The sequence below is a fragment of the Arenibaculum sp. genome (assembly GCF_035998295.1).
In the GTDB taxonomy this organism is placed as follows: domain Bacteria; phylum Pseudomonadota; class Alphaproteobacteria; order Azospirillales; family Azospirillaceae; genus DASYHS01.
This window is the reverse complement of record NZ_DASYHS010000198.1, coordinates 1-22,283: the sequence shown is the minus strand read 5'-3', so window position 1 is coordinate 22,283 and position 22,283 is coordinate 1. Positions and strand designations below refer to the sequence as shown.

The 22,283-nt window shown below is 71.4% G+C and carries 18 protein-coding genes and 1 pseudogene; 9 read left to right on the top strand and 10 right to left on the bottom strand.

Features of this window, described 5'->3' with window-relative positions:
• Positions 1–24: 24 nt before the first annotated feature.
• Both VGO20_RS19570 and VGO20_RS19565 read right to left on the bottom strand, forming a co-directional pair.
• On the bottom strand, positions 25–1,563 hold the full coding sequence (locus VGO20_RS19570) for an L-lactate permease (protein WP_327504062.1): 1,539 nt from the start codon (positions 1,561–1,563) through the stop codon (positions 25–27).
• 4 nt (positions 1,564–1,567) lie between these two features.
• Positions 1,568–2,572, bottom strand: coding sequence for a 2-hydroxyacid dehydrogenase (locus VGO20_RS19565; RefSeq protein WP_327504061.1), 1,005 nt, complete (start codon positions 2,570–2,572; stop codon positions 1,568–1,570).
• Between the two features lie 131 nt (positions 2,573–2,703).
• Here VGO20_RS19565 and ogt point away from each other — a divergent pair, with 131 nt between their 5' ends.
• Positions 2,704–3,234: a methylated-DNA--[protein]-cysteine S-methyltransferase gene (ogt, locus tag VGO20_RS19560; RefSeq protein WP_327504060.1), complete on the top strand. Its 531-nt coding sequence runs from the start codon at positions 2,704–2,706 to the stop codon at positions 3,232–3,234.
• A 37-nt stretch (positions 3,235–3,271) separates the two neighbouring features.
• Here ogt and VGO20_RS19555 read toward each other — a convergent pair whose 3' ends face one another.
• From VGO20_RS19555 to glgX, 3 genes are all read right to left on the bottom strand, one after another.
• Positions 3,272–3,694, bottom strand: coding sequence for a YciI family protein (locus VGO20_RS19555; protein WP_327504059.1), 423 nt, complete (start codon positions 3,692–3,694; stop codon positions 3,272–3,274).
• A 114-nt stretch (positions 3,695–3,808) separates the two neighbouring features.
• The gene (locus tag VGO20_RS19550; RefSeq protein WP_327504058.1) at positions 3,809–4,807 is read right to left on the bottom strand and encodes a response regulator transcription factor; all 999 of its coding nucleotides are present in this window, start codon (positions 4,805–4,807) and stop codon (positions 3,809–3,811) included.
• Positions 4,808–4,840: 33 nt separating this feature from the next.
• On the bottom strand, positions 4,841–7,009 hold the full coding sequence (gene glgX, locus VGO20_RS19545; protein WP_327504057.1) for a glycogen debranching protein GlgX: 2,169 nt from the start codon (positions 7,007–7,009) through the stop codon (positions 4,841–4,843).
• Between the two features lie 277 nt (positions 7,010–7,286).
• Between glgX and VGO20_RS19540 the strand changes: the two genes are divergently transcribed.
• Positions 7,287–8,813 carry a hypothetical protein gene (locus tag VGO20_RS19540; protein WP_327504056.1) on the top strand — a complete coding sequence of 509 codons (1,527 nt, stop codon included), beginning with the start codon at positions 7,287–7,289 and terminating at the stop codon, positions 8,811–8,813.
• Between the two features lie 2 nt (positions 8,814–8,815).
• Here VGO20_RS19540 and VGO20_RS19535 read toward each other — a convergent pair whose 3' ends face one another.
• The 4 genes from VGO20_RS19535 to VGO20_RS19520 all read right to left on the bottom strand — a co-directional run bounded on the left by VGO20_RS19535 (position 8,816) and on the right by VGO20_RS19520 (position 14,308).
• Entirely contained in the window at positions 8,816–9,604 is a 789-nt protein-coding gene (locus VGO20_RS19535; protein WP_327504055.1) for an SDR family oxidoreductase, read from the bottom strand.
• Positions 9,601–10,146, bottom strand: a complete 546-nt coding sequence (locus VGO20_RS19530; RefSeq protein ID WP_327504054.1) for an aromatic-ring-hydroxylating dioxygenase subunit beta — start codon at positions 10,144–10,146, stop codon at positions 9,601–9,603. The genes VGO20_RS19535 and VGO20_RS19530 overlap by 4 nt, the downstream gene beginning before the upstream one ends.
• Positions 10,147–10,150: 4 nt before the next feature.
• Complete coding sequence (locus VGO20_RS19525; RefSeq protein ID WP_327504053.1) at positions 10,151–11,452, bottom strand: aromatic ring-hydroxylating dioxygenase subunit alpha; 1,302 nt, start codon at positions 11,450–11,452, stop codon at positions 10,151–10,153.
• 129 nt (positions 11,453–11,581) lie between these two features.
• Positions 11,582–14,308, bottom strand: coding sequence for a PAS domain S-box protein (locus tag VGO20_RS19520; protein ID WP_327504052.1), 2,727 nt, complete (start codon positions 14,306–14,308; stop codon positions 11,582–11,584).
• Positions 14,309–14,646: 338 nt separating this feature from the next.
• Between VGO20_RS19520 and VGO20_RS19515 the strand changes: the two genes are divergently transcribed.
• From VGO20_RS19515 to VGO20_RS19495, 5 genes are read left to right on the top strand one after another with little or no spacing between them, the layout of a single operon-like run.
• Entirely contained in the window at positions 14,647–15,615 is a 969-nt protein-coding gene (locus tag VGO20_RS19515) for a chlorinating enzyme (RefSeq protein WP_327504051.1), read from the top strand.
• Between the two features lie 15 nt (positions 15,616–15,630).
• On the top strand, positions 15,631–15,888 hold the full coding sequence (locus tag VGO20_RS19510; protein WP_327504050.1) for a phosphopantetheine-binding protein: 258 nt from the start codon (positions 15,631–15,633) through the stop codon (positions 15,886–15,888).
• A 3-nt stretch (positions 15,889–15,891) separates the two neighbouring features.
• Positions 15,892–16,662, top strand: a complete 771-nt coding sequence (locus VGO20_RS19505; RefSeq protein WP_327504049.1) for a thioesterase II family protein — start codon at positions 15,892–15,894, stop codon at positions 16,660–16,662.
• On the top strand, positions 16,655–18,814 hold the full coding sequence (locus tag VGO20_RS19500; RefSeq protein WP_327504048.1) for an amino acid adenylation domain-containing protein: 2,160 nt from the start codon (positions 16,655–16,657) through the stop codon (positions 18,812–18,814). Before VGO20_RS19505 ends, VGO20_RS19500 begins: the two co-directional genes overlap by 8 nt.
• The gene (locus VGO20_RS19495) at positions 18,811–19,980 is read left to right on the top strand and encodes an acyl-CoA dehydrogenase family protein (protein WP_327504047.1); all 1,170 of its coding nucleotides are present in this window, start codon (positions 18,811–18,813) and stop codon (positions 19,978–19,980) included. Before VGO20_RS19500 ends, VGO20_RS19495 begins: the two co-directional genes overlap by 4 nt.
• Before the next feature lie 151 nt (positions 19,981–20,131).
• Here the strand turns inward: VGO20_RS19495 and VGO20_RS19490 are convergent, their stop codons facing one another.
• On the bottom strand, positions 20,132–21,016 hold the full coding sequence (locus VGO20_RS19490) for a hypothetical protein (protein WP_327504046.1): 885 nt from the start codon (positions 21,014–21,016) through the stop codon (positions 20,132–20,134).
• A 304-nt stretch (positions 21,017–21,320) separates the two neighbouring features.
• Here VGO20_RS19490 and VGO20_RS19485 point away from each other — a divergent pair.
• Together VGO20_RS19485 and VGO20_RS19480 are read left to right on the top strand one after the other, a co-directional pair.
• A pseudogene (locus tag VGO20_RS19485) lies at positions 21,321–21,615 on the top strand (transposase); the annotation flags it as partial.
• A 192-nt stretch (positions 21,616–21,807) separates the two neighbouring features.
• Positions 21,808–22,278: a YbaK/EbsC family protein gene (locus VGO20_RS19480; RefSeq protein WP_327504073.1), complete on the top strand. Its 471-nt coding sequence runs from the start codon at positions 21,808–21,810 to the stop codon at positions 22,276–22,278.
• Positions 22,279–22,283: the final 5 nt, after the last annotated feature.

Sequence of the window (22,283 nt, the reverse complement as noted above, 5' to 3'; positions counted from 1 at the left end):
CCGTTCGTCGCGCTGGAAAGTTGGTCAGAGGGCCAGCAGGAAGACGAGGATGCCGCCCGCGGCACCGTAGGCCGCGCAGGCGGGCGCGGTGCGGCGCAGCACCTCGCCTTCGCGGCCGCCGAGCCCGACCGTGGCCCCGCCGGCGATCACGTTGTGCGGGCACACGATGTTGCCGACCGCCGCCCCGAAGCCCTGGGCCGCGACGAGATGGAGGACGGGAAGGCCGAGGGCGGCGGCGGTCGCCTGCTGGAAATCGGTCAGCAGGATGTTCGACGCCGTCGCCGAGCCGGTGACGAAGGTCCCCAGTATGCCGACCGCCGGCGCCAGCAGCGGCCAGGCCGGGCCCAGCGTCCCGGCCGCGGTCTCGGCCAGCGCCGCGATCATGCCCGCATGGACCATGATCCGCGACAGCGCGAGCATCGCGACCAGGGCCGCCGCGACGAGCGGCAGCCGCCGCGCGCCCAGGGCCGCCGCCCGGCCCAGCTCGCCCGGCCGGCGCCCCTGCGCGAGGCCGCCCAGGAGGAAGCCCAGCATCAGCATCGTGCCGGGATGGTAGAACGGCGCCACGCTGCCGCCGAACGCGCCGTGCAGGGACCAGCGCCAGTCCAGCCCCAGCAGCGCCTCGCGCAGCGGTCCCACCAGCCGCGTCGCCAGGACCAGCGCGAGCAGGACGGCATAGGGCATCGACGCCCGCAGCAGGGCCGCCCCCTCCCACCGTCCCTCCGCCGGCCCGGCCCGCCGGCCGGCGAGACGCAGCGCCGCGACGAAGAGGGCGCCGCCGACGAGCGCGCCGCCCAGCGTCGGCAGTTCCGGGCCGACGAACAGCGAAAGTGCCAGGAACGGCAGCAGGAAGCACGCCGCCGCCAGGCCCGCCCATCCCCAGCCCGCCCCTCCCCGGCCCGCCCCTCCCCGGCCCGCCGCCCCAGCGGCAGCGCCGGAGGCCGGCGCCGCGAGCCGGACCACGAAGGCGAGCAGGATGGCGCCCAGCACCCCGTGCAGCAGCCCGGTCGCCGCCGCGATGTCCTGGCCGCTCAGCCCGGTCACGGCGACCTGGGGCAGGACCGGCGTGCCGACGGCGCCGAAGGAGACGCCGGCCGCATGCCCGATCAGGACCAGCGTGACCGCGCGGACCGGGGAGAAGCCGAGGCCGACCAGGATCGGCGCCGCGAGCGCCACCGGCGTGCCGAAGCCCGCCGCCCCCTCCATGAACAGCCCGAAGAACCAGGCGACGAGCAGCGCGGCGATGCGGCGGTCGGACGACAGCCGGCCGAGCGCGCGCTTCAGCACCTCGAACGCCCCGGAGCCGAGCTGCAGTTCGTAGATGCAGAGTGCCGGGAACACGATCCACAGGATGGTCGCCGCGACGAAGGCCGCCTCGGCCAGCGCGCCGCCGGCGGCGCCGGCCGGCCCCGGCACGGCATGGGTGGCGGTGCCGTAGCCGAAGACCGCGTAGGCCACGGCCAGGGCCAGCCCGACCGTGCCGGCCGCCGCCGCGGACCAGCGGAGCCCGATCATCAGGACGAGAATCACCAGGATCGGCAGCAGGGCGGCGAGCGCGGCCACGGGTTCAGGCGATCCGCTCGACCGAAACCTCGTGCAGCGGCCGGCCGTCGCGCTCGAAGGCGCCGACATCGGCGAGCGTGGTCTCGGCGATGTTGTGCATCGCCTCGCGCGTGAAGAACCCCTGGTGGCCGGTGATCAGGACGTTGGGGAAGGTCAGCAGCCGCGCGAAGACGTCGTCGCGCAGCACCGCGCCGGACAGGTCCTGGAAGAACAGGTCCCCCTCCTCCTCGTAGACGTCGAGGCCGAGGCTGCCGACGGTGCCGGCCTTCAGCCCCTCGATCACCGCGCGGGTGTCGATGATCGCGCCGCGGCTGGTGTTGACCAGCATGAAGCCGGGCTTGGCCCGCGCCAGCGTCCCTGCGCCGATCAGGTGATGGGTATCGGGCGTCAGCGGGCAGTGCAGCGTCACGATGTCGGACGCGGACAGCAGGTCGTCGCGGTCGACGTATTCGACGCCCAGCTCCTCGCAGACGGGGCTGCGGTAGGGGTCGCTCGCCAGCAGCCGGCAGCCGAAGCCGCTCAGGATCCGCGCGACCACCTCGCCGATCCGGCCGGTCCCGACGATGCCGACCGTCTTGGCGTGCAGGTCGAAGCCGAGCAGGCCGTCGAGCGCGAAATTGCCCTCGCGCACGCGGTTGTAGGCGCGGTGGATCTTGCGGTTCAGCGCCAGGATCAGCGCCACCGTGTGCTCGGCGACGGCATGGGGTGAATAGGCGGGCACGCGGGCGACCGTGATCCCGAGTGCTTGCGCGGCCGCGAGGTCGACGTTGTTGAAGCCGGCGCAGCGCAGGGCGACCAGCTTCACCCCGCCGCGCGCGAGCAGCGCCAGCACGTCGGCGTCGACGACGTCGTTGACGAAGGCGCACACCGCGTCCGCGTCGCCGGCGAGCGGCGCCGTCTGCGCGGTCAGCTTCGCCTCGAAGTAGGAAAGGCGGTGGTTCTGCCCCACATTCGCGGCGTCGAGGAAGTGCCGGTCGTAGGGCTTCGTGCTGAAGACGGCGAGACGCATCCTGCTTCTCCTGGTTGCGGGGTGCCGGCCGGCATCGGTCGACCGATACTAACAACCCGATCGCCGGGATGCGAACCCGGCCCGTCCGGAAAGTTGGAGCACGGCGCCCGCGTCCGTGGCATGGTCGGGCCATGCGCGAAGTCCTTCGTCTCCTGGTCGACCGCATGGAGACGCCGATCGGCGAACTCCTCGTCGCGGCGGACGGTTCGGGCCGCCTGCGCGCGGTCGAATGGGCCGACCAGGAGCACCGGTTCCGGCGCGCGCTGCGCCTCCACTACGGGGAGCGCGGCTTCGCGGCGGAACCGGCGACGGACCGGACGGCGGACCCGGCCGGCCTGTGCACGGCGCTGCGCGCCTATTTCGCCGGCCGGCTGGACGCGATCGACGGGCTGCCCGTCGCGACCGGCGGGACGGCGTTCCAGCTGGCGGTATGGCGGGCGCTGCGCGAGATCCCCTGTGGCGGGACGATCACCTATCGCATGCTCGCCGGGCGCATCGGCCGCCCGGCCGCCGTCCGTGCCGCCGGCTACGCGAACGGCGCCAACCCGGTCAGCATCGTCGTGCCCTGCCACCGGGTGGTCGGGTCGGACGGGTCTCTGACCGGCTACGGCGGCGGGGTCGAGCGCAAGCGCTGGCTGCTCGCCCACGAGGCGGGCCGCTGACCGGAGCCGCGGCCTCCCGACCCGTGAAGGAACGGCCTCAGCCGCCGGCCAGCCTGTCGCGGAGCCGATCTTCCCGTTCGGCGACCTCCGGCGTCACGGCGTCGCCGAAATCGGCGGCCTCGAACACCGGGCGGATCTCGATCTCGCTCGGGCCGTTCATGGGGTTCGGGCAGCGCTTCACCCACTCGACCGCTTCGGCCATGTCCTTGACCTCCCACAGCCAGAAGCCGGCGACCAGTTCGCCGGTCTCGGCGAAGGGGCCGTCGATGACGGTACGCTCCGGGCCGTCGAAGGCCACGCGCCTGCCCTTCGAGGAAGGATGCAGGCCCTCGCCGGCCAGCATGATGCCGGCCTCGACCAGCTCCTCGTTGTACCTGCCCATCGCCTCGAGCAGTCCGGTCGAGGGCATGACGCCCGCTTCGCTGTCCTTCGTCGCCTTCACCATGACCATGACGCGCATCGTCCCGTCTCCTCGGATCCATGGCGGCCCCATCGGCCTGCCTGCTCATACGACGAACGGGCTTCGGTGCGACCGACATCCGGCCCGAACTTTTTTCGCGGGTCGGCCGTCCTGCTAGGCCGACGGCTCCTGCTGGGCCGGGGCGTCGCCGAAGCGCTGCTGGGCGGCGAGCTCGAGGCGTTCGCGATAAGCCTCCACGGCGCCGGCCACCTCGACGGCCATATCGGCGCGGCTGCGCTCGGGGCTGAGCGCCGCCATCACGTCGAACGCGCGCATGATCAGGTCGGGCAGGCCCGGGGCCTGGGCGCCGGCCGCAAGCTCGGCGCTCGCGGCGCCCGCCTCGGCCAGCAGGACGCGGGCCTTGGCTGCCGCCGGGTGCTCGTCGTCCGCGGACGGGGCGGGCAGCCGGCGCAGCAGCTCGTCCACGACCGAGGAGACCCGCAGCAGATGGTCGAGCGACAGCCGGTCGGGCGGCCCCTCCGACAAGCCCGGGCGCGCGAACTCCACCAGGAACGCCGCCTGGAAGGCCAGCCGCGCCAGCTTGTGGCCGTTGACGGCGGCGGCGGCCTCGCCGATCCGCGCCTCGATCTCGCCGCGCCCGGCCTGGGCCTTCAGGCGCATCGTGTTGGGCACCGCGACCAGCGGGATCTGGCTGCCCGCGCGCGGCGCCTTGCGGCGGTCCGGCCCGACGAAGTCGCTGGTGATCACGAAGGCGCGCTCCGTCTCGGCCAGGGCCGAGATGCGCTCGTGCAGGTGCTTCGGCGCGATCGGCTTCACGAGCAGCGCGTCGGCGCCGCAGTTGGTCACCCGGTTCAGCAGCTGGCGGGTCGGGTTGAAGGCCGTCATGATCGCGCCCGCGAACGGGTTGGCGCCGAGCTGGCCGTGGCGGAGCCGGTGCACGAGGCGGAGCGTCTCGTCCTCCGCGTCGGCGACGTCCAGGATCAGCAGGTCGGGTGCAGCGCCCTGGAGCGCCGAGCGCAGGGCCGCGACCGATCCGAACTGCTGCACGTCGCCGATCCTGAACGGCACGAGCGCGTCGCGCATCAGCCGCCGGATGTTGGGTTCGGGATCGTAGAGGAAGCACTCGATCTGGCTCAGATCGGTCTCGGGCATGAACGGCGCCGGTGTCTCGTGTCGATGCCCCGACTATCGGCCCTCAATCGTTGCGCGAGAGTAAATGAGCGTGAAGACCAGCGTGGTGCGCCCCTCCACGGCGTAGACCCCGCCCGGCGCCCAGACATGGGTGTCGCCGGCTCCCCGCGGCTGGCCGGCGTCGAGCAGGCAGCGCCAGCCGACGCCGCCGGGCACGCGCGGCAGCGTGAAGGGCACGACGTCGTGGAAGGCGTTGAAGACGACGAGCAGGGTGCTGTCGCTGGCGGGCGAGCCGTCGGGCGACATGTAGAAGCCCGCCTCGCCGTTCAGCAGCATGCCGATGCAGCGCGCATGGGTGTCGCGCCACTGCTCCGACGTCTTCTCCTGGCCCTGGGGCGTGAACCAGGTGATGTCCTTGACGCCGGTCGGCGAGACCTGCCGGCCGTGCAGGAACACCGGCCGGCGCAGCACGGGATGCTCGCGGCGCAGCCGGATCAGGCGCCGCACGAAGGCGAGCAGGTCGCCGCCGCCTTCGCTGCCGCCGCGCGCCGTCCAGTCGACCCAGGACACGTCGTTGTCCTGGCAGTAGGCGTTGTTGTTGCCGCCCTGGCTGCGCCCGAGCTCGTCGCCGCCCAGCAGCATCGGCGTGCCCTGCGACAGGAGCAGCATCGCCAGCACGTTGCGCTTCTGGCGCTCGCGCATGCGGCGGATCTCCGGGTCGGCGGTCGGTCCCTCGACGCCGTAGTTGGCGCTGAAATTGGCGTCGTGGCCGTCGCGGTTGTGCTCCCGGTTCGCCTCGTTGTGCTTGTGCGCGTAGGAGACCATGTCCTCGAGCGTGAAGCCGTCATGGGCGGTCACGAAGTTGACGCTCGACCATGGCCGGCGGCCGCGGCGCTCGAACAGGTCGGCCGAGCCGGCGAGCCGGGCCGCCAGCTCGGGCAGCATGCCCTCGTCGCCGCGCCAGTAGCGGCGCACGCAGTCGCGGTAGCGGTCGTTCCACTCCGCCCAGCCCGGCGGGAACGCGCCGACCTGGTAGCCGCCGGGGCCGACGTCCCACGGCTCCGCGATCAGCTTCACGCTCTGGAGCACCGGGTCCTGGCGGCAGGCGTCCAGGAAGCCGGAACCGGGGTCGAAGCCGTGCGGCTCGCGGGCGAGCGTCGTCGCCAGGTCGAAGCGGAAGCCGTCGACGCGCATCTCCGTCACCCAGTAGCGCAGACTGTCCATCACCATCTGCAGGACGCGGGGATGGTTGAGGTTGAGGGTGTTGCCGGTCCCGGTGTCGTCGATGTGGTAGCGCCGGTCCCCGGGGTTGAGGCGGTAGTAGGAGGCGTTGTCGATGCCCCGGAAGCTCAGCGTCGGGCCCATGTGGTTGCCCTCGCCGGTGTGGTTGTAGACCACGTCGAGGATCACCTCGATCCCGGCGTCGTGCAGGCGCGCCACCATGGCCTTGAACTCCGACACCATGCCGGCGGTCATGTAGTGCTGCTCGGGCGCGAAGAAGCTCAGGGTGTTGTAGCCCCAGTAGTTCCGCAGCCCCTTCTCGACCAGGTGGCGGTCGTCGACCATGGCGTGGACGGGCAGCAGCTCGATCGCGGTGACGCCCAGCGAGACGAGGTGCTCGATGACCGGGGCCGAGCCGAGGCCGGCGAAGGTGCCGCGCAGCGGGGCCGAGACCTCGGGATGGCGCATCGTCATGCCGCGGACATGCGCCTCGTAGACGACGGTGTCGTTCCAGGCCACGCGCGGCGCGCGCTCGTCGCCCCAGGTGAACGCCGGGTCGACGACGCGGCATTTGGGCATGCCGCGCGCGTTGTCGCGGCGGTCGAAGGACAGGTCCTCGCGCGTCGAGCCGAGCCGGTAGCCGAAATGGGCGTCCGACCACCTGAGCGCGCCGAACAGGGCCCTGGCGTAGGGGTCGACCAGCAGCTTGTTCGGGTTGAAGCGGTGCCCGGCCGCGGGCTCGTAGGGGCCGTGGACCCGGTAGCCGTAGAGCAGGCCCGGCCTGGCCTCGGGCAGATAGCCGTGCCAGACCTCGTCGGTGTATTCGGGCAGGGCGACGCGCTCGACCTCCCGCATCCCGGAGCGGTCGAACAGGCACAGCTCGACCTTGGTCGCATGGGCGGAGAACAGGGCGAAGTTGACGCCGTAGCCGTCCCAGGTCGCTCCCAGCGGAAAGGGCCGGCCGGGACGGACGGCGGTGCGGTGGACGCCGGAATTCCTCATGGAAGATCGCGCTCGGATGGCGGGTTCGGAAGGGGTGCGCCGACGCGGGACCAACCCGCCCGGCTGCGGGACGTTCCCGCGACGGGCCGAGAATGGGGCAAGGGACGGGGCGGATGCAAGCCGCGGCGGTGCCGGAAGGGGCAGCCGGATGCTCCGGCTACTCCGGCCGGGGTGCGGATTCTGCGTTCCCCATCCATACGAAGGGGCAGCACCTTCCCGGCCCGGTCCCGGATATTCTCCGCAATAGAGTGGAACGTTACCGGACCTGGGAGCAGTCGTGACCTCGACCGCCGCCGTACCGGCGCTACGCCAATTGATCGAGAAGCTTCCCCCGAGGGCGGCGCGCGCGCTGCTGGGCGAGATCGACGGCGGCAGGAACGCCCGCGGCCCGCTGGCCGCCGCGCGCTCCAGCCTGATCCGCCACCTTAACGGCACGCGGCGCCAGCACGCCCGGCGGCTGTTCACGGGGCTGGTCGAACCCTTCCTGGTCGCCGAGGACGCGCTGCTCGACCTGCACGCTCCCGGCTTCCTGCACCGCGCCGACCTCGGCGCCCTGTGGACGGCCCTGGCCGAGATCCCGGCGGTCGGCCGGCTCGGCGCCGCCGTCGACCAGGAGGTGGCGGCGCTGGCCGCCGACCGCCTCGTCGACGAGGTCCTGCGCTCCGACGTCGGCCGCAGGCTCCAGGCCCATCTGCGCGAGACGGCGCTGCGCGAACTGGACGCCCGCCGGGGCGACCGGGCCGCGACCGGGGCGCTACTGGAAAGGGTGAACGCCGCGCGGGCCGCGCTGCTGCGCCAGATGCGGGTGGAGACGGCGCCGCGCCGCGTCGGGACGGCCGATCTGGACGGCTGGATCGACGCGCTGCGCCACGCGCCGGCGCTGCTGGACGTCGCCGGCGCGCCGGTCCGCCCCGCCCTGCTGGCCGAGCGGACGAGGAGCTGCCTCGCCGCCATTCCCGCCCCGGAGGGCCGCTGGAGCCCCGGATGGCTGCCCCTCCTGGCCGAGATCTACCGCGGCCGCGCGCTCGACGCCGCCGCCTCGGCGCTGGCGGCGCTCGGCCCCGGCGAGGCCGCCCGCCTGCCGCTGCACGCGGCCCTCGCCGTCCGGCTCGGCGCGTCGTGCCGGCGGTTCGCAGCCTGCCTGCGCACGGGCGACGCCGCGGCCGCCTCGCGGGAACTGCCGCTTCTGGGCGGGCTGATGCGGCTGCACGAGACGCTGGACCTGTTCTCGGCGCGCGAGACGGGCCGGACGGCGGCACTCCACGTCGAGGAGATGATCGCCGGGGTCGAGGCGGCGGTCCTGCCCCAGCTCGCCGCCCGGGCGGCGGCGGCGGCCGAGGCGCACGACCAGGTGCCCGACCTGGACGCGACGCTGGCCCGCCTCGACTGCGTCGGCCGCTGGGCCGAGGCGCTGCGCTCGCGCCAGCTGGTCTGGCCCGGGGACCGCGAGGGCTGGCGGCGCAGGCTGACGGAGCGGATCGCCGGCGTGCTGAAGGAGGTCCTGCTGCGCCGGGGCGCCGACGGCGAGCGCATGGCCCAGCTCCGCCGGCTGGCCCGGCTCGCCGACGCGCTCGGCGACCCGATCTGCGAGCGGATGCGCCCGGTCGACCGTTCCTATGTCGGCCTGCTCACGAGCCGGCTCGCCGAGCCCGAGCCCCTGGACGAGGTCGAGCGCGGCCTGGTCGAGCGCATGGCCGCCAAGGCGGAGGCGGAGCTGTCGCTGATCCGTCATTGGAAGGACCCGGACCTCGTCCGCTTCGTCGAGCTGGCCCGTCCCCGCCTCGCCGCCGAACTCGCGGCCTGAGGCTATTCGGAGAACCACTCCCGCACCGGGCGCCCCTGGTCGGGGCCGAGGATCGAGTAGCCGCCGTCGACCGGGATCTCGGTGCCGGTCATGAAGCCGGCCAGGTCCGAGCAGGCGAACAGCACCGCGTCGGCGACGTCCTCCGCGCGCCCTGCCCGGCCCGCGGGATGGAGGCGGCGGCCGACCGCGTCGGCACGCTCCGGCGTGCCCGCGAGGGCGGCCAGCGCCGGCGTCCAGGTCCAGCCCGGCGACACGGCCAGGACCCGGATGCCGCGCGGCGCCAGCGTCACCGCGGCGTTCCGGGTGAACTGGACCAGGCCGGCCTTGGAGGCCGGGTACAGCGCGCGTCCCGCGGTGCCGAACTTGCCGCCGACGCTGCCCAGGTTCACGACCACGCCGCCGGGCGCCGTCATCACCGCCGCGGCCTTCGCGGTGAAGACGGCGGCCCCCACGAGGTTGACGTTCAGCGTCTCCAGCCATTCGGCCCGGGTCGCGTCGAGGCCGCGGTCGGGATAGTGGCAGGCGTTGTTGACGAGGATGTCGAGCCGCCCGAACCGGTCGAGGGCCCGCGCGATGCAGGCGTCGATGGCCTCGTCGCTCCTCAGGTCGGCCGGCACGAAGAGCGCGCGCGCGCCGAGCTCGGCCGCGAGGTCCTCGCCGGCCCCGCTCTCCAGGCCGGTGACGACGACCGCGGCGCCGGCACCATGCAGCCGGCGCGCCAGCGCCGTCCCGATGCCCCGGGTCGAGCCGGTCACGATCGCGGTCCGGCCGTCGAGCGAGAGCGTGGTCACAGGAAACCCTCCAGGATGTCGTGCGCGCCGTCGCAGTCGATGAGGTCGACCCGCTTCAGCAGGATGCGCGGGCCGTCCGGCCCCAGGCGGAGATGGTGCGTGTAGAAGCCGCCGAGCATGCGCTGCCGGCCGCGGTGCCATTCCAGCAGGTGGAAGGTCGACCCGACCACCAGGTCGGCGCCCCGACCGGCGTCCCCGGCGGGGTCCAGCACCTGCACGTTGCCGACGATCCGCGCGGTGCGGGCGGCCGGCTGGCGCGACCAGGCATGCGCGTCCTGGAGGCGGCGGGCGCGCACCTCGCGCATCAGCGCGTCCTCGTGGAACAGCGAGGCGTGGTCGACGGGATCATTCTGCCCGCGCGCGAGCGGGACCCAGTACATCCCCTCCGGCGCGAACAGGTCGAGCCAGTCGTCCCAGCGGCCCTCGTCGAGCAGCCGCGCCTCGCGGAACAGGAAGGCCTCCGCGCCCGCGCGGTCGAGGGCGGGGGCGAGGGCTGGGGCTGGGGCTGGGGCGGCCGAGGGCCGATTCGGCGTGGCGGTCATCGCCTCACTCCCGGATCATGTACTGGGACCACGCGCGGAACTGGTTGCGCATCGGCAGCTCGCTCAGCCCGTTGGCGGTGCGGCGGCCATCCTCGATGCGGTCGCGGCCGGCATCCCGGTGATGGCTGACCCAGTCGCCGCCGTCGCTGCGCAGCCCCTCCTGGCAGCGGGCATAGACCTCGACGTCGTCGGGCATGACGACCGAGGACGGGGAGTTCACGACGTTGGCGTAGACGACCGCGCGCCGGAACGTCTCCTCCGGCGCGCCCTTGAGGCGGAAGGTGTAGACCTCGACCAGCGTGCGGTCGACGTCGACGGGCCGGATCACCCGCAGCTGCTGGAACGAGGTGTGGGGCGAGCAGCTCGGATAGATGATGGAGTTGTGCCGCTGCATCGACAGGATCTCCCGCGCCCGCTCGGCGCCCCGGGCGGCTTCCAGGGCCGCGGCATGGGCCAGCGATACCGGGTCGGTCGGCGGCTTGAAGATCGCGCCCATGTAGCTGTGGCCGTGGTCGTAGGCGACCATCTCCAGCTTGTCCCAGAAGGCGTAGGGCTCGCCGTTGCCCTCGATGATGTGGAGGCGGAACGGCATCGCCGTGCCCTCGGGCAGGCTGCGGTACCCGGTGCGCGCGGCCTCGATCGCCGATTCGTGCGTCACCATCGGATGCGAGGTGTCGTTCAGGTTCTCCAGGAAGATCTTCCAGTTGGAATGCTGCCAGACGCGGAAGACGCCGCCCGCGACCTCCACCTCCCCTTCCGGGGCGCGGTCGCAGAAATTGTCGAGCGAAGGGCGGATGCCGCCCAGGAAGGTCTCCAGGTCGGGTCCGTCTCCGGCCAGGCTCGCGAAGACGAAGCCGCGATAGGATGCCTGGCGGGGCACCCTGCGGACCGAGAAGTCGGGATGCCCGGGATCGAAGCCCGTGCCCTCGTAGCCGGCCCGCACCGGCACGGAGGCCAGGCTGCCGTCGAACCGGAAGCTCCACCCGTGGAAGGGGCAGCGCAGCAGCTTGCCCGCGTTCCCGCAGGGTGCCGCGACCAGCTTCGCGCCCTTGTGGGGGCAGCGGTTGAACAGGACATGCGTGCGCCCGTCCGCCGCGCGGACCAGCAGCACCGGCTGGCGCCCGATCAGGGCCTGATGGTAGTCCCCCGGGTCCGGGACCTGGCTCTCGTGGCCGACATAGATCCAGGCCCGCCCGAAGATCCGGTCCATCTCCAACTCGAAGATCCGCGGGTCGGTGTAGACCGACCGGTGCACGCCGTCAGGGCGGACGAGGTCCCCGATCGTCCGCGCGTCGTATCCGTCCATGGCTCCCGCTTCCTTCGGCGACTTTCCCGGCGACGGGCATGCTCGCATGGACCCGGCCGTCCTCGGTAGGGGAGCAGCCGCACCACCCCGTCGGCGTTAACCCGAACGAGCGCACCTGCCCTTTCCCGCTCAGGCGGCGACGGCGCAGGCCGATGCCGGCAGGTCCACGACGACGCTCGTCCCTTCCCCGGCCTCGAAGCGGATCTCGGCGTCGATCTGGCGCGCCAGCACCCGGATCAGGGTCATGCCGATCCCCTTGGCCCCTGCGTCGCCGTCCTCGCCGGTGCCGATGCCGTCGTCCTCGACGGTCAGCCGCACCGCGCCGTCGTCGCCCAGCCGCCGCAGGCGCACGCGCACGCGGCCGTCCCGGTCCGCGGGGAAGGCGTGCTTGAAGGCGTTGGTGATCAGCTCGTTCAGGATCAGGCCGAGCGGGATCGCCGTCTCCAGGTCGCAGAACCAGCCGCGCCCCTCGGCCTCGACCTCCAGCCCGACGGGCAGGCCGGAATACATCCGCGACAGCCCCCGGGCCAGTTCCTCGACGTAGTCCGCGAGGTTGATCCTGGCGACGTCGCCCGACGCGTAGAGCTGCTCGTGCACCTGACCCATGGCGTAGACACGCTGGCCGATCATGTTCATGCGGGTCCGGGCCGCCTCGTTCTCGATCTGGCGCGCCTCCAGGCTGACCATCGCGGAGATGACCTGGAGGTTGTTCTTCACCCGGTGATGGACCTCGTGCAGCAGGGCCACCTTCTGCCGCAGCAGGTCGTCCTTCTCGGCGAGCGTCCGGCGGAGCGTGCGCTCCACCGCCTTGCGCTCGGTGATGTCGCGGGCGATGGTCGAGATGCCCACGATCCCGCCGTTCGGCTGCCTGATCGGGGACAGCGTCATCGAGACCTCGACCGGCCGGCCGTCCTTGCGGACCCGCACGGTCTCGTACTGGATGACCTGCTCGCCGCGCGCGACCCGGTCGGCGAGCGCCTGGCGCTCGGCCGCCTGGTCGGCACTCATGAACCGGGAAACCGGGTGGCCGATCACGTCGGACGGCTCGTAGCCGTAGATCCGGGTCGCCGCCGCGTTCCAGTTGGTGATCCGGTTCTCGAGGTCGGTCCCGAAGATCGCGTCGCTCGACGACTCGACGATGGCCGCGAGATGGGCCCGCTCCGCCTCGGCCTGCCGGCGCTCGCTGACGTCGCGGATCACGGCCGCGAAGATGCGGCGGCCGTCGATGGCGGCCTCGCCCAGGGACAGCTCCATCGGGAACCGGCTGCCGTCGGCGCGCAGGCCCGCCAGCTCGGCCGTGCCGTCCCGCGCGGCGGCCTCCAGCCCGGGCCCGCCCCCCTGCCCGAACTCGATGCCCCGGGCGTCCGGCACCAGCATCGAGACGGCCTTCCCGACCACGGCCTGTGGAGGATGGCCGAACAGCCGCGCCGCGGCGGGATTGATGCTCTCGACGATCCCCCGCTCGTCGAAGGTGACGATGCCGTCGGCCACCGCCTCGACGATGACCCGCGTACGCGCCTCGCTCGCCCGCTGCGCGGCTTCGGCGGTCTTGAGGTCGGTCACGTCGACCACGACGCCGTCCCAGACGACCGTGCCGTCGGGCTCGCGGTGGACGTTGGCCGCCGCGCGCGCCCACCGGGTCCGGCCGTCGGAATGCACGACGCGGCCCTCGATCTGGTAGGGCTCCAGCCGCTCCGCCGAGCGGGTCAGCGTCTCGCGCCAGCGCTGCACGTCGTCGGGATGGATCAGCTTCGCGAACTCCTCCATCGCCGCCGGAACCTGCATGGGTAGCACGCTGTCGCCGATCAGCGGCTCCACGCGTCCGCCGACGTAGCGATAGGCCATCCGCCCGTCGGGGTAGCGCACGCGGCGGAAGATGACGCCCGGGAAGTTCTCGGCAATGTCGGACAGGCGGCGTTCCGCCTCGAGCCGGCGCTCCGCGGACTGGCGGGCCAGGACGTTGCGCAGCAGGACGGCCACCAACCCCACGGCGAGCAGGGCCGCCACCAGCCCGCCCGCGATCGAGACGAGCAGCACCCGCCGTACCGGCGTCTCCACCAGCTCCGCCGGCGCCCCCACCGCCGCCGTCCAGCCCGAAACGGGGGAGCGCGAGAACGCGGTATGGACCCGCTCCCCCTCCTTGTTGAGGGAGAAGAACGAGTTCTCGGACGCCCGGACGATCTCGTCGGTCAGCGTGCCGGTGGCGCGGGTGCCGACATATTCGTCCGGCGCCCGGCTGCGCCCGACGATCCGGTATTCCCGGTCGAGCACGGCGAGCGTCCAGTCCCGCGGTGCCGGCAACTCGGCCAGTTCCCGCGATATCCCCTCGGCCCGGACCGCCAGCGTCAGGACGTAGCGGACCGCGCCGTCCTGCCGGACCGGCACCTTCAGGGCGACGGCGAACGCGTCGCCGCCTTCGGTCCGCTCGACGCCGCCGATGACCGGCTGCCCGGACGAGAGAACGGCATCGAGCGCGCCGGGATCGTCGATCGTCCCCGGTCCGGCCGCGCCTCCCCGCGCGTCGAGGTCGAGGAGGGGCCGGCGCGTCCGCCCGTCGGTCAGCTGGATCGATATCCAGTTGGGCTCGTCCGCGAGCACGCGCCGGGCGTGCTCGCGGAAGGTGGCCAGGTCGCCGGCATCCAGGTCCGGCGAGGCTGCGAGCGTGCGCAGCGATGCCACGTAGTCCAGGAGCTGGCGGTCGATGGCCTGGATCACCGCTCGCGCGCTCTGCCTGACCTGGATGTCGACGGTCTCGCGCTGCCGGGCGTCGAGCAGGGCCACCATGATGCCGCCGAACACGATGACGGGAAGCAGGGCGGTCCCGATGAGGACGAGCAGGGGTATCCGGGGAAACATCAATTCTTCGAAAAACCTGAGGAATTCTGCACTGGGAACGCGGCGCCGTCCGCGCCAGCCATATCATGCGGATGCCGCCGAAGAAAGGCGAGCCCCGCACTTCCATCGCGACCGCCGGCCGGCGGCGCGTAATTCCCAATCTTTCATACGGAAGTATTCTTCAATACCTGTCATTTCTACAGCTTCAAATTTCCATCCGGATATTGTTTCTCTTGTCGTGAGTGCTGCAAATATTCTCGTCGGGCGCGCCGGCGGAATGGCTCGGACTTCGCCCGGGGGTATGTCCGCGCTGCCTCGCCGGCAACTTTACAAGCACTCGACAGCTTATGGAGTCGGTCATGATGTCCGCGCAATCGCTGACGGGACGAACGAGGTTCTCCTTTTCGGAGCAGGAACTCGCAACCTTCCACGAGCAGGGCTTCGCCGGCCCGTTCGACCTCTACCCCGAGGAGGAGACGGCGCGGTACCTGAACGCCCTGAAGCCGAAGCTGCTCAACACCCGGGCGGCCGCCTACGGCAACGGCAAGGGCGTTTCCGGCGTCACCAACCTGTCCAACTACGACCGCCACCTGGACGTCCCGTTCCTCGCCGACCACATCTGCCGCCCCGAGATCGTGGACCGCGTGACCGGCATCCTCGGCCCGGACGTGCTGTGCTGGCGCACGGAGTTCTTCCCGAAATATCCCGGCGACGAAGGGACCGACTGGCACCAGGCCGCCAATTTCGCGAACGTCGCCTCCTCCAAGAAGCCTCAGATCGAATGGCCCGAGGGCTCGGGCTTCCAGGGGACGATCACGGTCTGGACCGCCCTGACCGACTGCCGAGTCGACAATGGCTGCATGCAGCTCATGCCCGGCACGCACCGGGTCATGAACTACGACGAGAGCAAGGTCATGGAGTACGACGAGCACCGGATCAACAACACGGCCAAAGGCGGCGTGCGCCGCGGCTTCTTCGGCTACGACTACCGCCAGCTCCAGAAGGACCCGAACTGGAGCCCCGACGAGAGCAGGGCGCGGTCGATGGTGATGAAGGCCGGCCAGTTCATCATCTTCTGGTCGACGCTGCTGCACGCCTCGCATCCGCATACCGGCCAGTCCAAGGACATGCGCCTCGGCTTCGCGGCCCGGTACCTGCCGACGGTCGTGAAGGTCTATCCCTATTCCGACGGCCTGGACGAGTTCGGCGGCACCGCATCCCTGGAGAAGCACGGCTGCGTGCTGGTCGCCGGCCGGGACGACTTCAACCACAACCGTTTCGTCCACGAGACGATGAACGGCCACCCCTTCAAAACCTTGGCAGCCTGAGAGGAGGTATCGACGATGAGCGCGAACGCGGCCACGGCCGACATCGAAGCCGACGTCATCTCGATGTGGGAGGAGTTCTTCGGCAAGGGCAGCGTGTCCGCCGACGACGACTTCTTCGAGCTCGGCGGAAACTCGCTGACGGCGGTCAAGTTCCTGTCGCGGGTCGAGGAGAAGTACGGCATGGACGCGCTGCCCCCCGAGACGCTGTTCGAAACGCCGGCCCTGCGCGACGTCGTCGCGTCGATCGCGCAGAACGCCAAGAAGGCGGCGTGAGGCGTGCGCGCGGCTTCCGATCCCTGGTTCGTCACCCGGAAGAAGAAGGAACGGCCGGCGCTCCGGCTGTTCTGCTTCCCCTATGCCGGCGGCGGGCCCCACATCTTCTCCGACTGGGCGGACCACCTGCCCGATGCCGTGGAGGTCGTCGGGGTCCGCCTGCCCGGCCGGGAGAACCGCTTCCGGGAACGGCCCTACCGGACCTGGGAGCCGCTCACGGCCGACCTGACGGCCCTCGTCAGGGCGAAGGCCGACGCGCCCTTCGCGCTGTTCGGCCACAGCCTGGGCGGGCGGATCGCCTACGAGGTCGCGAAACGGCTGGAAGCGTCCGGGCGGGAGCCGGCGAGGCAGGTGATCGTCTCGGGCTGCCGTGCGCCGACGACGGCGCAGCGCCAGCCCCCGATGTACTCCATGACGACCCCGGACCTCCGGCGCAGGCTCCATGAGATGCAGGGCGTGCCCGCCGAGATCCTCAGGAACGAGAACGTCATGACCCTGATCGAGCCGACCCTGCGCGCCGATCTGGAGCTGGCCGAGACCTGGGCATCGTCGCCCGAGCCGGTCGCCGCACCGGTCGCCGCCTTCTGCGGCACCCGGGACGCGGTCGACCCGCCGGCGGCAATGAGGCCGTGGTACCGGGCGACGACCGGGCGGTTCGACTACGCCGAGTTCGACGGCGGCCACTTCTTCATCCACGACCACGAAGCCGTGGTCCTCGCCAGGATCGCCGGACTTCTGGAGCAATCCATCGCGGAAGGGCGCGGCCATGTCTGAACCCGCCGTCGCGCAGCCGGCGGCGGCTCCGGCGCCCCCCCTCCAGACAGCCGGGACGCTCGCCCGGGCCCGCATCCGGCACCTCGCGGACCTGAGGCCGGTCGGCGCGGCGGACGTCGTGCTGCGGGCCGATGCCGCGGGGACGGCATGGTGGGAACCGCCGGCGGCGCTGGCGGACGCGGTGGCGGCGGCGGCGAAGACCCTCTCGGCCGCCCCGGCGAGCCTCCTCGCCGCCGCGCTGGCGGTGGCCTGCGCCCGGCTGCATGGCACGGACGAGGCGACCCTGGGCGCGGTCCCGCTCCCGCTCGCCCCCGGGGTGCGCGCGTCGGCGCTGGTGTGCGCGGTGGAGGATGCGTCCGCCGGACCGGTCCGCCTGCAGGGCGTCCCGGAGATCGGCTGCGAGGCGGATGCCCCGGCGGGACTGACGCTGGCGACGACGCGGGCGGAGGTCGCCGCGGCCACCGGTGCCGGGTTCCTGCTGAGCCTCGACGGCGGGACCGCCGAATCGCGGCTCGCGGTCGCCGACGTCGTGCGCGCCCTGCTGGAGCGCATCGCGTCCCGGCCGGACGCGGCGCTGCGCGACCTGCCGACCCTGCCGGACCGGTGGCTGGACGTCGTCGCCGCGGACTGGAACGGCACGGCGGCACCGTTGCCGCGGGGAGAGACGATCTCCAGCCTGTTCGAGATTCAGGCCCGGCGCTCGCCTGAGGCGCCGGCGCTGTGGCAGGCGGGGCGGAGCATGAGCTACCGCACCCTCGACGAGACGGCGAACGCGCTGGCCCATGTCCTCGTGGAACGCGGCGTGGCCGCGGGCGACGTCGTCGCGGTCGCGCTCGACCGGTCGTTCGACATGGTGGCGGCACTCCTGGGCGTGCTGAAGGCGGGTGCGGCGTACCTGCCCTTCGACCGGGCCCTGCCCGAGGAACGGATCGCCTCGATGTTCGCCCAGGCGAAGGTCGCGGTCGTCCTCACCCGGGAGGCCGCGCGCGACAGGATGGCCGCCCTCGCCCCGACCGTGCTCTGCCTGGACGGATTCGATGCCGGTGCCGCCCGCCCGCCCGCGCCGGCAGGCGAGCCGGACCCGCAGGCGGGGGAGCGCGTCGCCTACGTCAACTTCACCTCCGGCTCCACGGGCGCCCCGAAGGGCGTCGTGGTCCCGCATCGCGGCGTGATCCGGCTGCTGGCCGATCCCGACTACGCGGCCGTGTCGGAGCGCACGCGCGTCCTGCAGCTGGCGCCCGCCAGCTTCGACGCGCTGACCTTCGAGCTGTGGGCGCCGCTGCTGCACGGCGGGTGCTGCGTCCTGTTCGACGGAAGCTTCCCCTCGGTGCCGAAGCTCCGGCGGACGATCGAGGAGGGGAAGGTGACGACGGTCTTCGTCACGACCGCCCTGTTCAACACCATCATCGACGAGGCGCCCGACCTCTTCGCCTCGGTCGACCACGTCCTCACCGGCGGGGAGGCGCACTCGCTGCCCCATGTGCGCCGTGCGCTCGCCTGCCTGCCCGGCACGGCCCTGTCGAGCGTCTACGGCCCGACGGAGGCGACGACCTTCGCGTCGCATTTCCCGCTGGACGGCCTGCGCCCGGACCATGCCTCGGTGCCGCTCGGCAGCGCGATCCGGAACACCGGGCTCCACGTCGTCGACGGCGGCGGGCAGCTCTGCGCGCCCGGCGTCCCCGGCGAGATCCACATCACCGGCCCGGGCCTGGCGCTGGGCTATCTCGGCAGGCCCGACCTGACCGCGGAACGGTTCCTGTCCGGACTGCCGTTCCTGAAGGAAGGGGAAACGGCCTACCGGACCGGCGATCTCGGCTGGTGGGACTGCGACGGCACCGTCCATTTCCTGGGCCGGGCCGACGGTCAGGTCAAGCTGAACGGGTTCCGGATCGAGCTGACCGAGATCGAGCACGTGCTGACGGGCTGCCCGCAGGTGGCACGGGCCTGCGTCCTGATGGCGAAGGGCCGCAACGGCGCCTTCCTGCTGGCGGCCCTCGTCGCCCGCGCCGAGGACGAGGGCGCGATCGTCGAGACGCTGCGGCGCAAGCTTCCCTCCTACATGATCCCGTCGCGCTACGTCTTCTACGACGCGCTGCCGCTGACCGCGCACGGCAAGATCGACAGGAACGCGATAGTGTCGGCGCATTCATGACGCCGGCCGGCCTCGCCGACGCCCACGAGACGTTCCGCAGGCGGGTGCGCGCGGTCATGGAGCGCCACGTCCTGCCCCATGCCGAAGCCTGGGAGGCCGACGGCAGGATCCCCCGCTCCTTGTGGCGGGCGCTGGCGGACGAGGGCCTGCTCGGCCTCGCCCACCGCGCCGAGGTCGGCGGCGCGGAGCGGGACGTATTCCACGCCTTCGTCTTCCTGGAGGAGCTGGGCAGGACCGGCTTCGCCGGCGTCCGGGCCGCCGTGGCCGTCCATTGCTTCATGGCGACGCGGTACCTCGCCGACCTGCCGGGCACCAGGATCGAGGCCGATTACCTCCGCCCGGCCGTCGCGGGGGAGAAGATCGCCGGCCTGGCCCTGACGGAACCGGGCGCCGGCTCGGACCTGTCCATGCTGCGCGCGACGCTGACGCCCGTCCCGTCGGGCTACCGGCTCGACGGCGCGAAGAGCTTCATCGCCAACGCGCTGACCGCCGACTTCTTCGTCGTGGCGGCGAAGATCCCGGCCGGCGGCGGCGCGCGCAGGGCGGAGCACCTGTCGCTGTGCGTCGTCGACAGCCCCTCGGCCGGGCTGGAGGTCGCCGGCAACCGGTGCATGGGCTGGCACAGCGCGGGCATCGGCGACCTCGTCTTCCGGGACGTCCTCGTCCCGGCGGAGAACCTGATCGGCCGCCCCCATGGCGGGTTGATGCGCATCATGAAGGCGATGCAGCTCGAACGCCTGGCCGCCGCGGCGATGGCGGTCGGCGGCGCCGCGCACGCGCTGGAGGAGACCACGCGCTACGTCGCGTCCCGCGCGGCGTTCGGTGCCGTGTTGGCGGGCAGGCAGGCGGTCCGGCACAAGATCGCGGGCATGGCGACCGAGATCGCCGCCGCCCGCCAGCTCGCGCTGCACGCCGCCGCCTGCTTCGCCCGGGACCCGCTCTCGATCGCGGAATGCTCGATGGCGAAGCTGAAATGCACCGAGGTCGCCAAGGAGGTGGCCGGGCAGTGCCAGCAGCTCTGGGGGGCCGCCGGGTATCGGGAGGGGTCGACAATGGCGCGCATCCTGCGCGATGCTCAGGCCGCGACGGTCACGGCCGGCAGCAGCGAGGTGATGCTGGACATCGTCGCACAGTCGCTCCTGGAGGCGGCGAGCAATCCCTCCTAAAGGATGATCTGCGCCCGCCGCACGTGCTTGAGCGGGGGAGGTCGCAACGTCAACGGCGACCTCCTTCGTTCCCTATGCCGCGGTCGGCGGGTCTGATGCCGACCGCAAAAGGCCCGAGCGCATACGCAAGTCGGATTCAAGGGCTGTGCCCTTAAAGGGACGTGCGCCTGACGGGGACAACCCGATCCGCGAATATCGGATGAACGACGCCGGAGCGCCCGCCGAGCCAGGCGGCGACCGCGCCCAGTATCATGGCGACGAATGCGACCAGGGCTCCGGTCGAAACAGCAGAGGCTGCGGCGTCCGCGGCTTCGGTGGCCTGTTGCCGGGCTTGCTCCACCCCTTGCTCATACCGCTCCACAATCTGCACTACCCGTGCTTCAGCTTCGTCGATGGGAATGTTCCTTGCGCTCGCAAGTGCCTGCGCCGCCTCCTGCCTTGCGGCTTCCGCATTCGCGTCGTCTCCGGTCACAAGCGCCCGGATAGCGTTGACCGCCGCGCTGTTCAGTGCTTCCGGATCGGTCCCGGTAGCGCTGACCTGCCGTTCGATCGCCTCAAGCGGATTGGTCCTTTCGAGGACGGGACCCGCTGCCTGAGCTACCGTCTCTCCCAACCCGCCTATGGCATTCGAGAGGCCTGCGAACGCTCCGCCGATGATGCTCCCGACCGTCGTGGTCAGAAGGTAAAGAACGACGAGCATCGTGAATGCCCATGTCGTAAGGCCGTGGAATGCGCCCGTCGTCGGGTCCGGGCGACCGGACATCCGCGCAGCGACGTAACCACCTGCGAATGCAGCGACGATGCCGGAAACGATGTACCAGATGCCTGCCACGATGGAGAAGGTCGATGCAGCCGGGCTATCGCCCGTGCCGGGATCAAGGGTTGCCACTCCGATCCCCAAGCCGAGCATCGTAAGCAGGACTTGCACGATCAGCGCGACCGCGGTCCCGGCGAAGATGGCACCCCAGGATACCTTCTTCACCATGATGGTATGCGCATCTTCGGAAACGGTAGGATGACCTGCAATCTCGCTCATGGGACGAACCTTCCACAACCAATTAAAACAATGCGCGATGTAAACACTCGACCAGATTGATTGTTCCTGGTAAGTCCGTTCTTTCCAAGTCCATAAGAACTCATTTCCACCAATTTACATTCGCAAATTTAAAGTAATGGCGAGTTTTTCCGAAATCACAGATCACCGTACCGGTTTTTATGAAGCACCCGTTGCAGCCGCCATTGAACCGAGTTCATTTGGCGTAGACTATGGCCTATTGACATTCAGAGGCGCAGGGAGCCCTAAACTCGAGAAAATTTACTTCAAGGCTGCCGAAAGGGAGGTGGCCTTGGATCGGATGGTATTACGTGACGATCAGCGGAAGCGAATCGCTCCTCTTCTTCCCGGTCGTTCCTGGAAAAGTCGGAGACCCCGGGCACTCGGCGACCGACAAGCGGCGTTTCGTCGAAGCCGTGCTCCGGGTCGTGCGGGTCGGAGCGCCGTGACGCGACCTGCCGGCGTCGTTCGGTTTCTGGAACTCGGTATTCCAGCGCTTTCGCCGGTAGGCCCGAGGCGGTGTCTTCGAACGGCACTTCACCGCCCTGGCAGGCGACGCGGACTTCGAGTCCGCGATCATCGCGAGCCATCGAAGATACCCGGCTCCATATCGGAAGCCTCGTCGCCGCCATTGGATCCCACGAATGCAAAAACTACTTTGCAAACGCTGGATATGCTTCCGTCAAGTCATGAACCGTTCTAGTCTCAGGGCTGCCGAGTGCATGATTGGCCGAATGCACGATTGGCCGAATGCACGATTGAAGGAGCCGGTCTTGGCGAGCAATTCCGTCGAAAGGGTCCGCGAGGCGCTTCTCGCCACCGGGCATGGGGACACGATACAGGCTTTTCCCGAAGGAACCCGCAGCGCCGCCGACGCCGCGCGCGCGGTCGGCTGCACCGTCGCGCAGATCGTGAAGTCCATGGTGTTCCGCCAGGGCGACATGCCGGTCCTGGTCCTCACCTCGGGCTCGAACCGGGTGGACCGGGCCAAGGTCTCGGCCCTTCTCGGCGCGCCGGTCGAGCCCGCGGACGGGAACTGGGTGCGCAAGGCGACGGGCTTCGCGATCGGCGGCGTCGCCCCGGTCGGCCACAGCGTCCCGGTCCGGGTGCTGATCGACGAGGACCTGACGGCGCTGTCCCCGGTCTGGGCCGCCGCCGGTTCGCCGATGCACGCCTTCTCGACCGAGACGGCCACGCTCCAGGCGATCACCGGCGGCCGGGTCGCCGACGTCAAGGAGGGCTGAGGGCG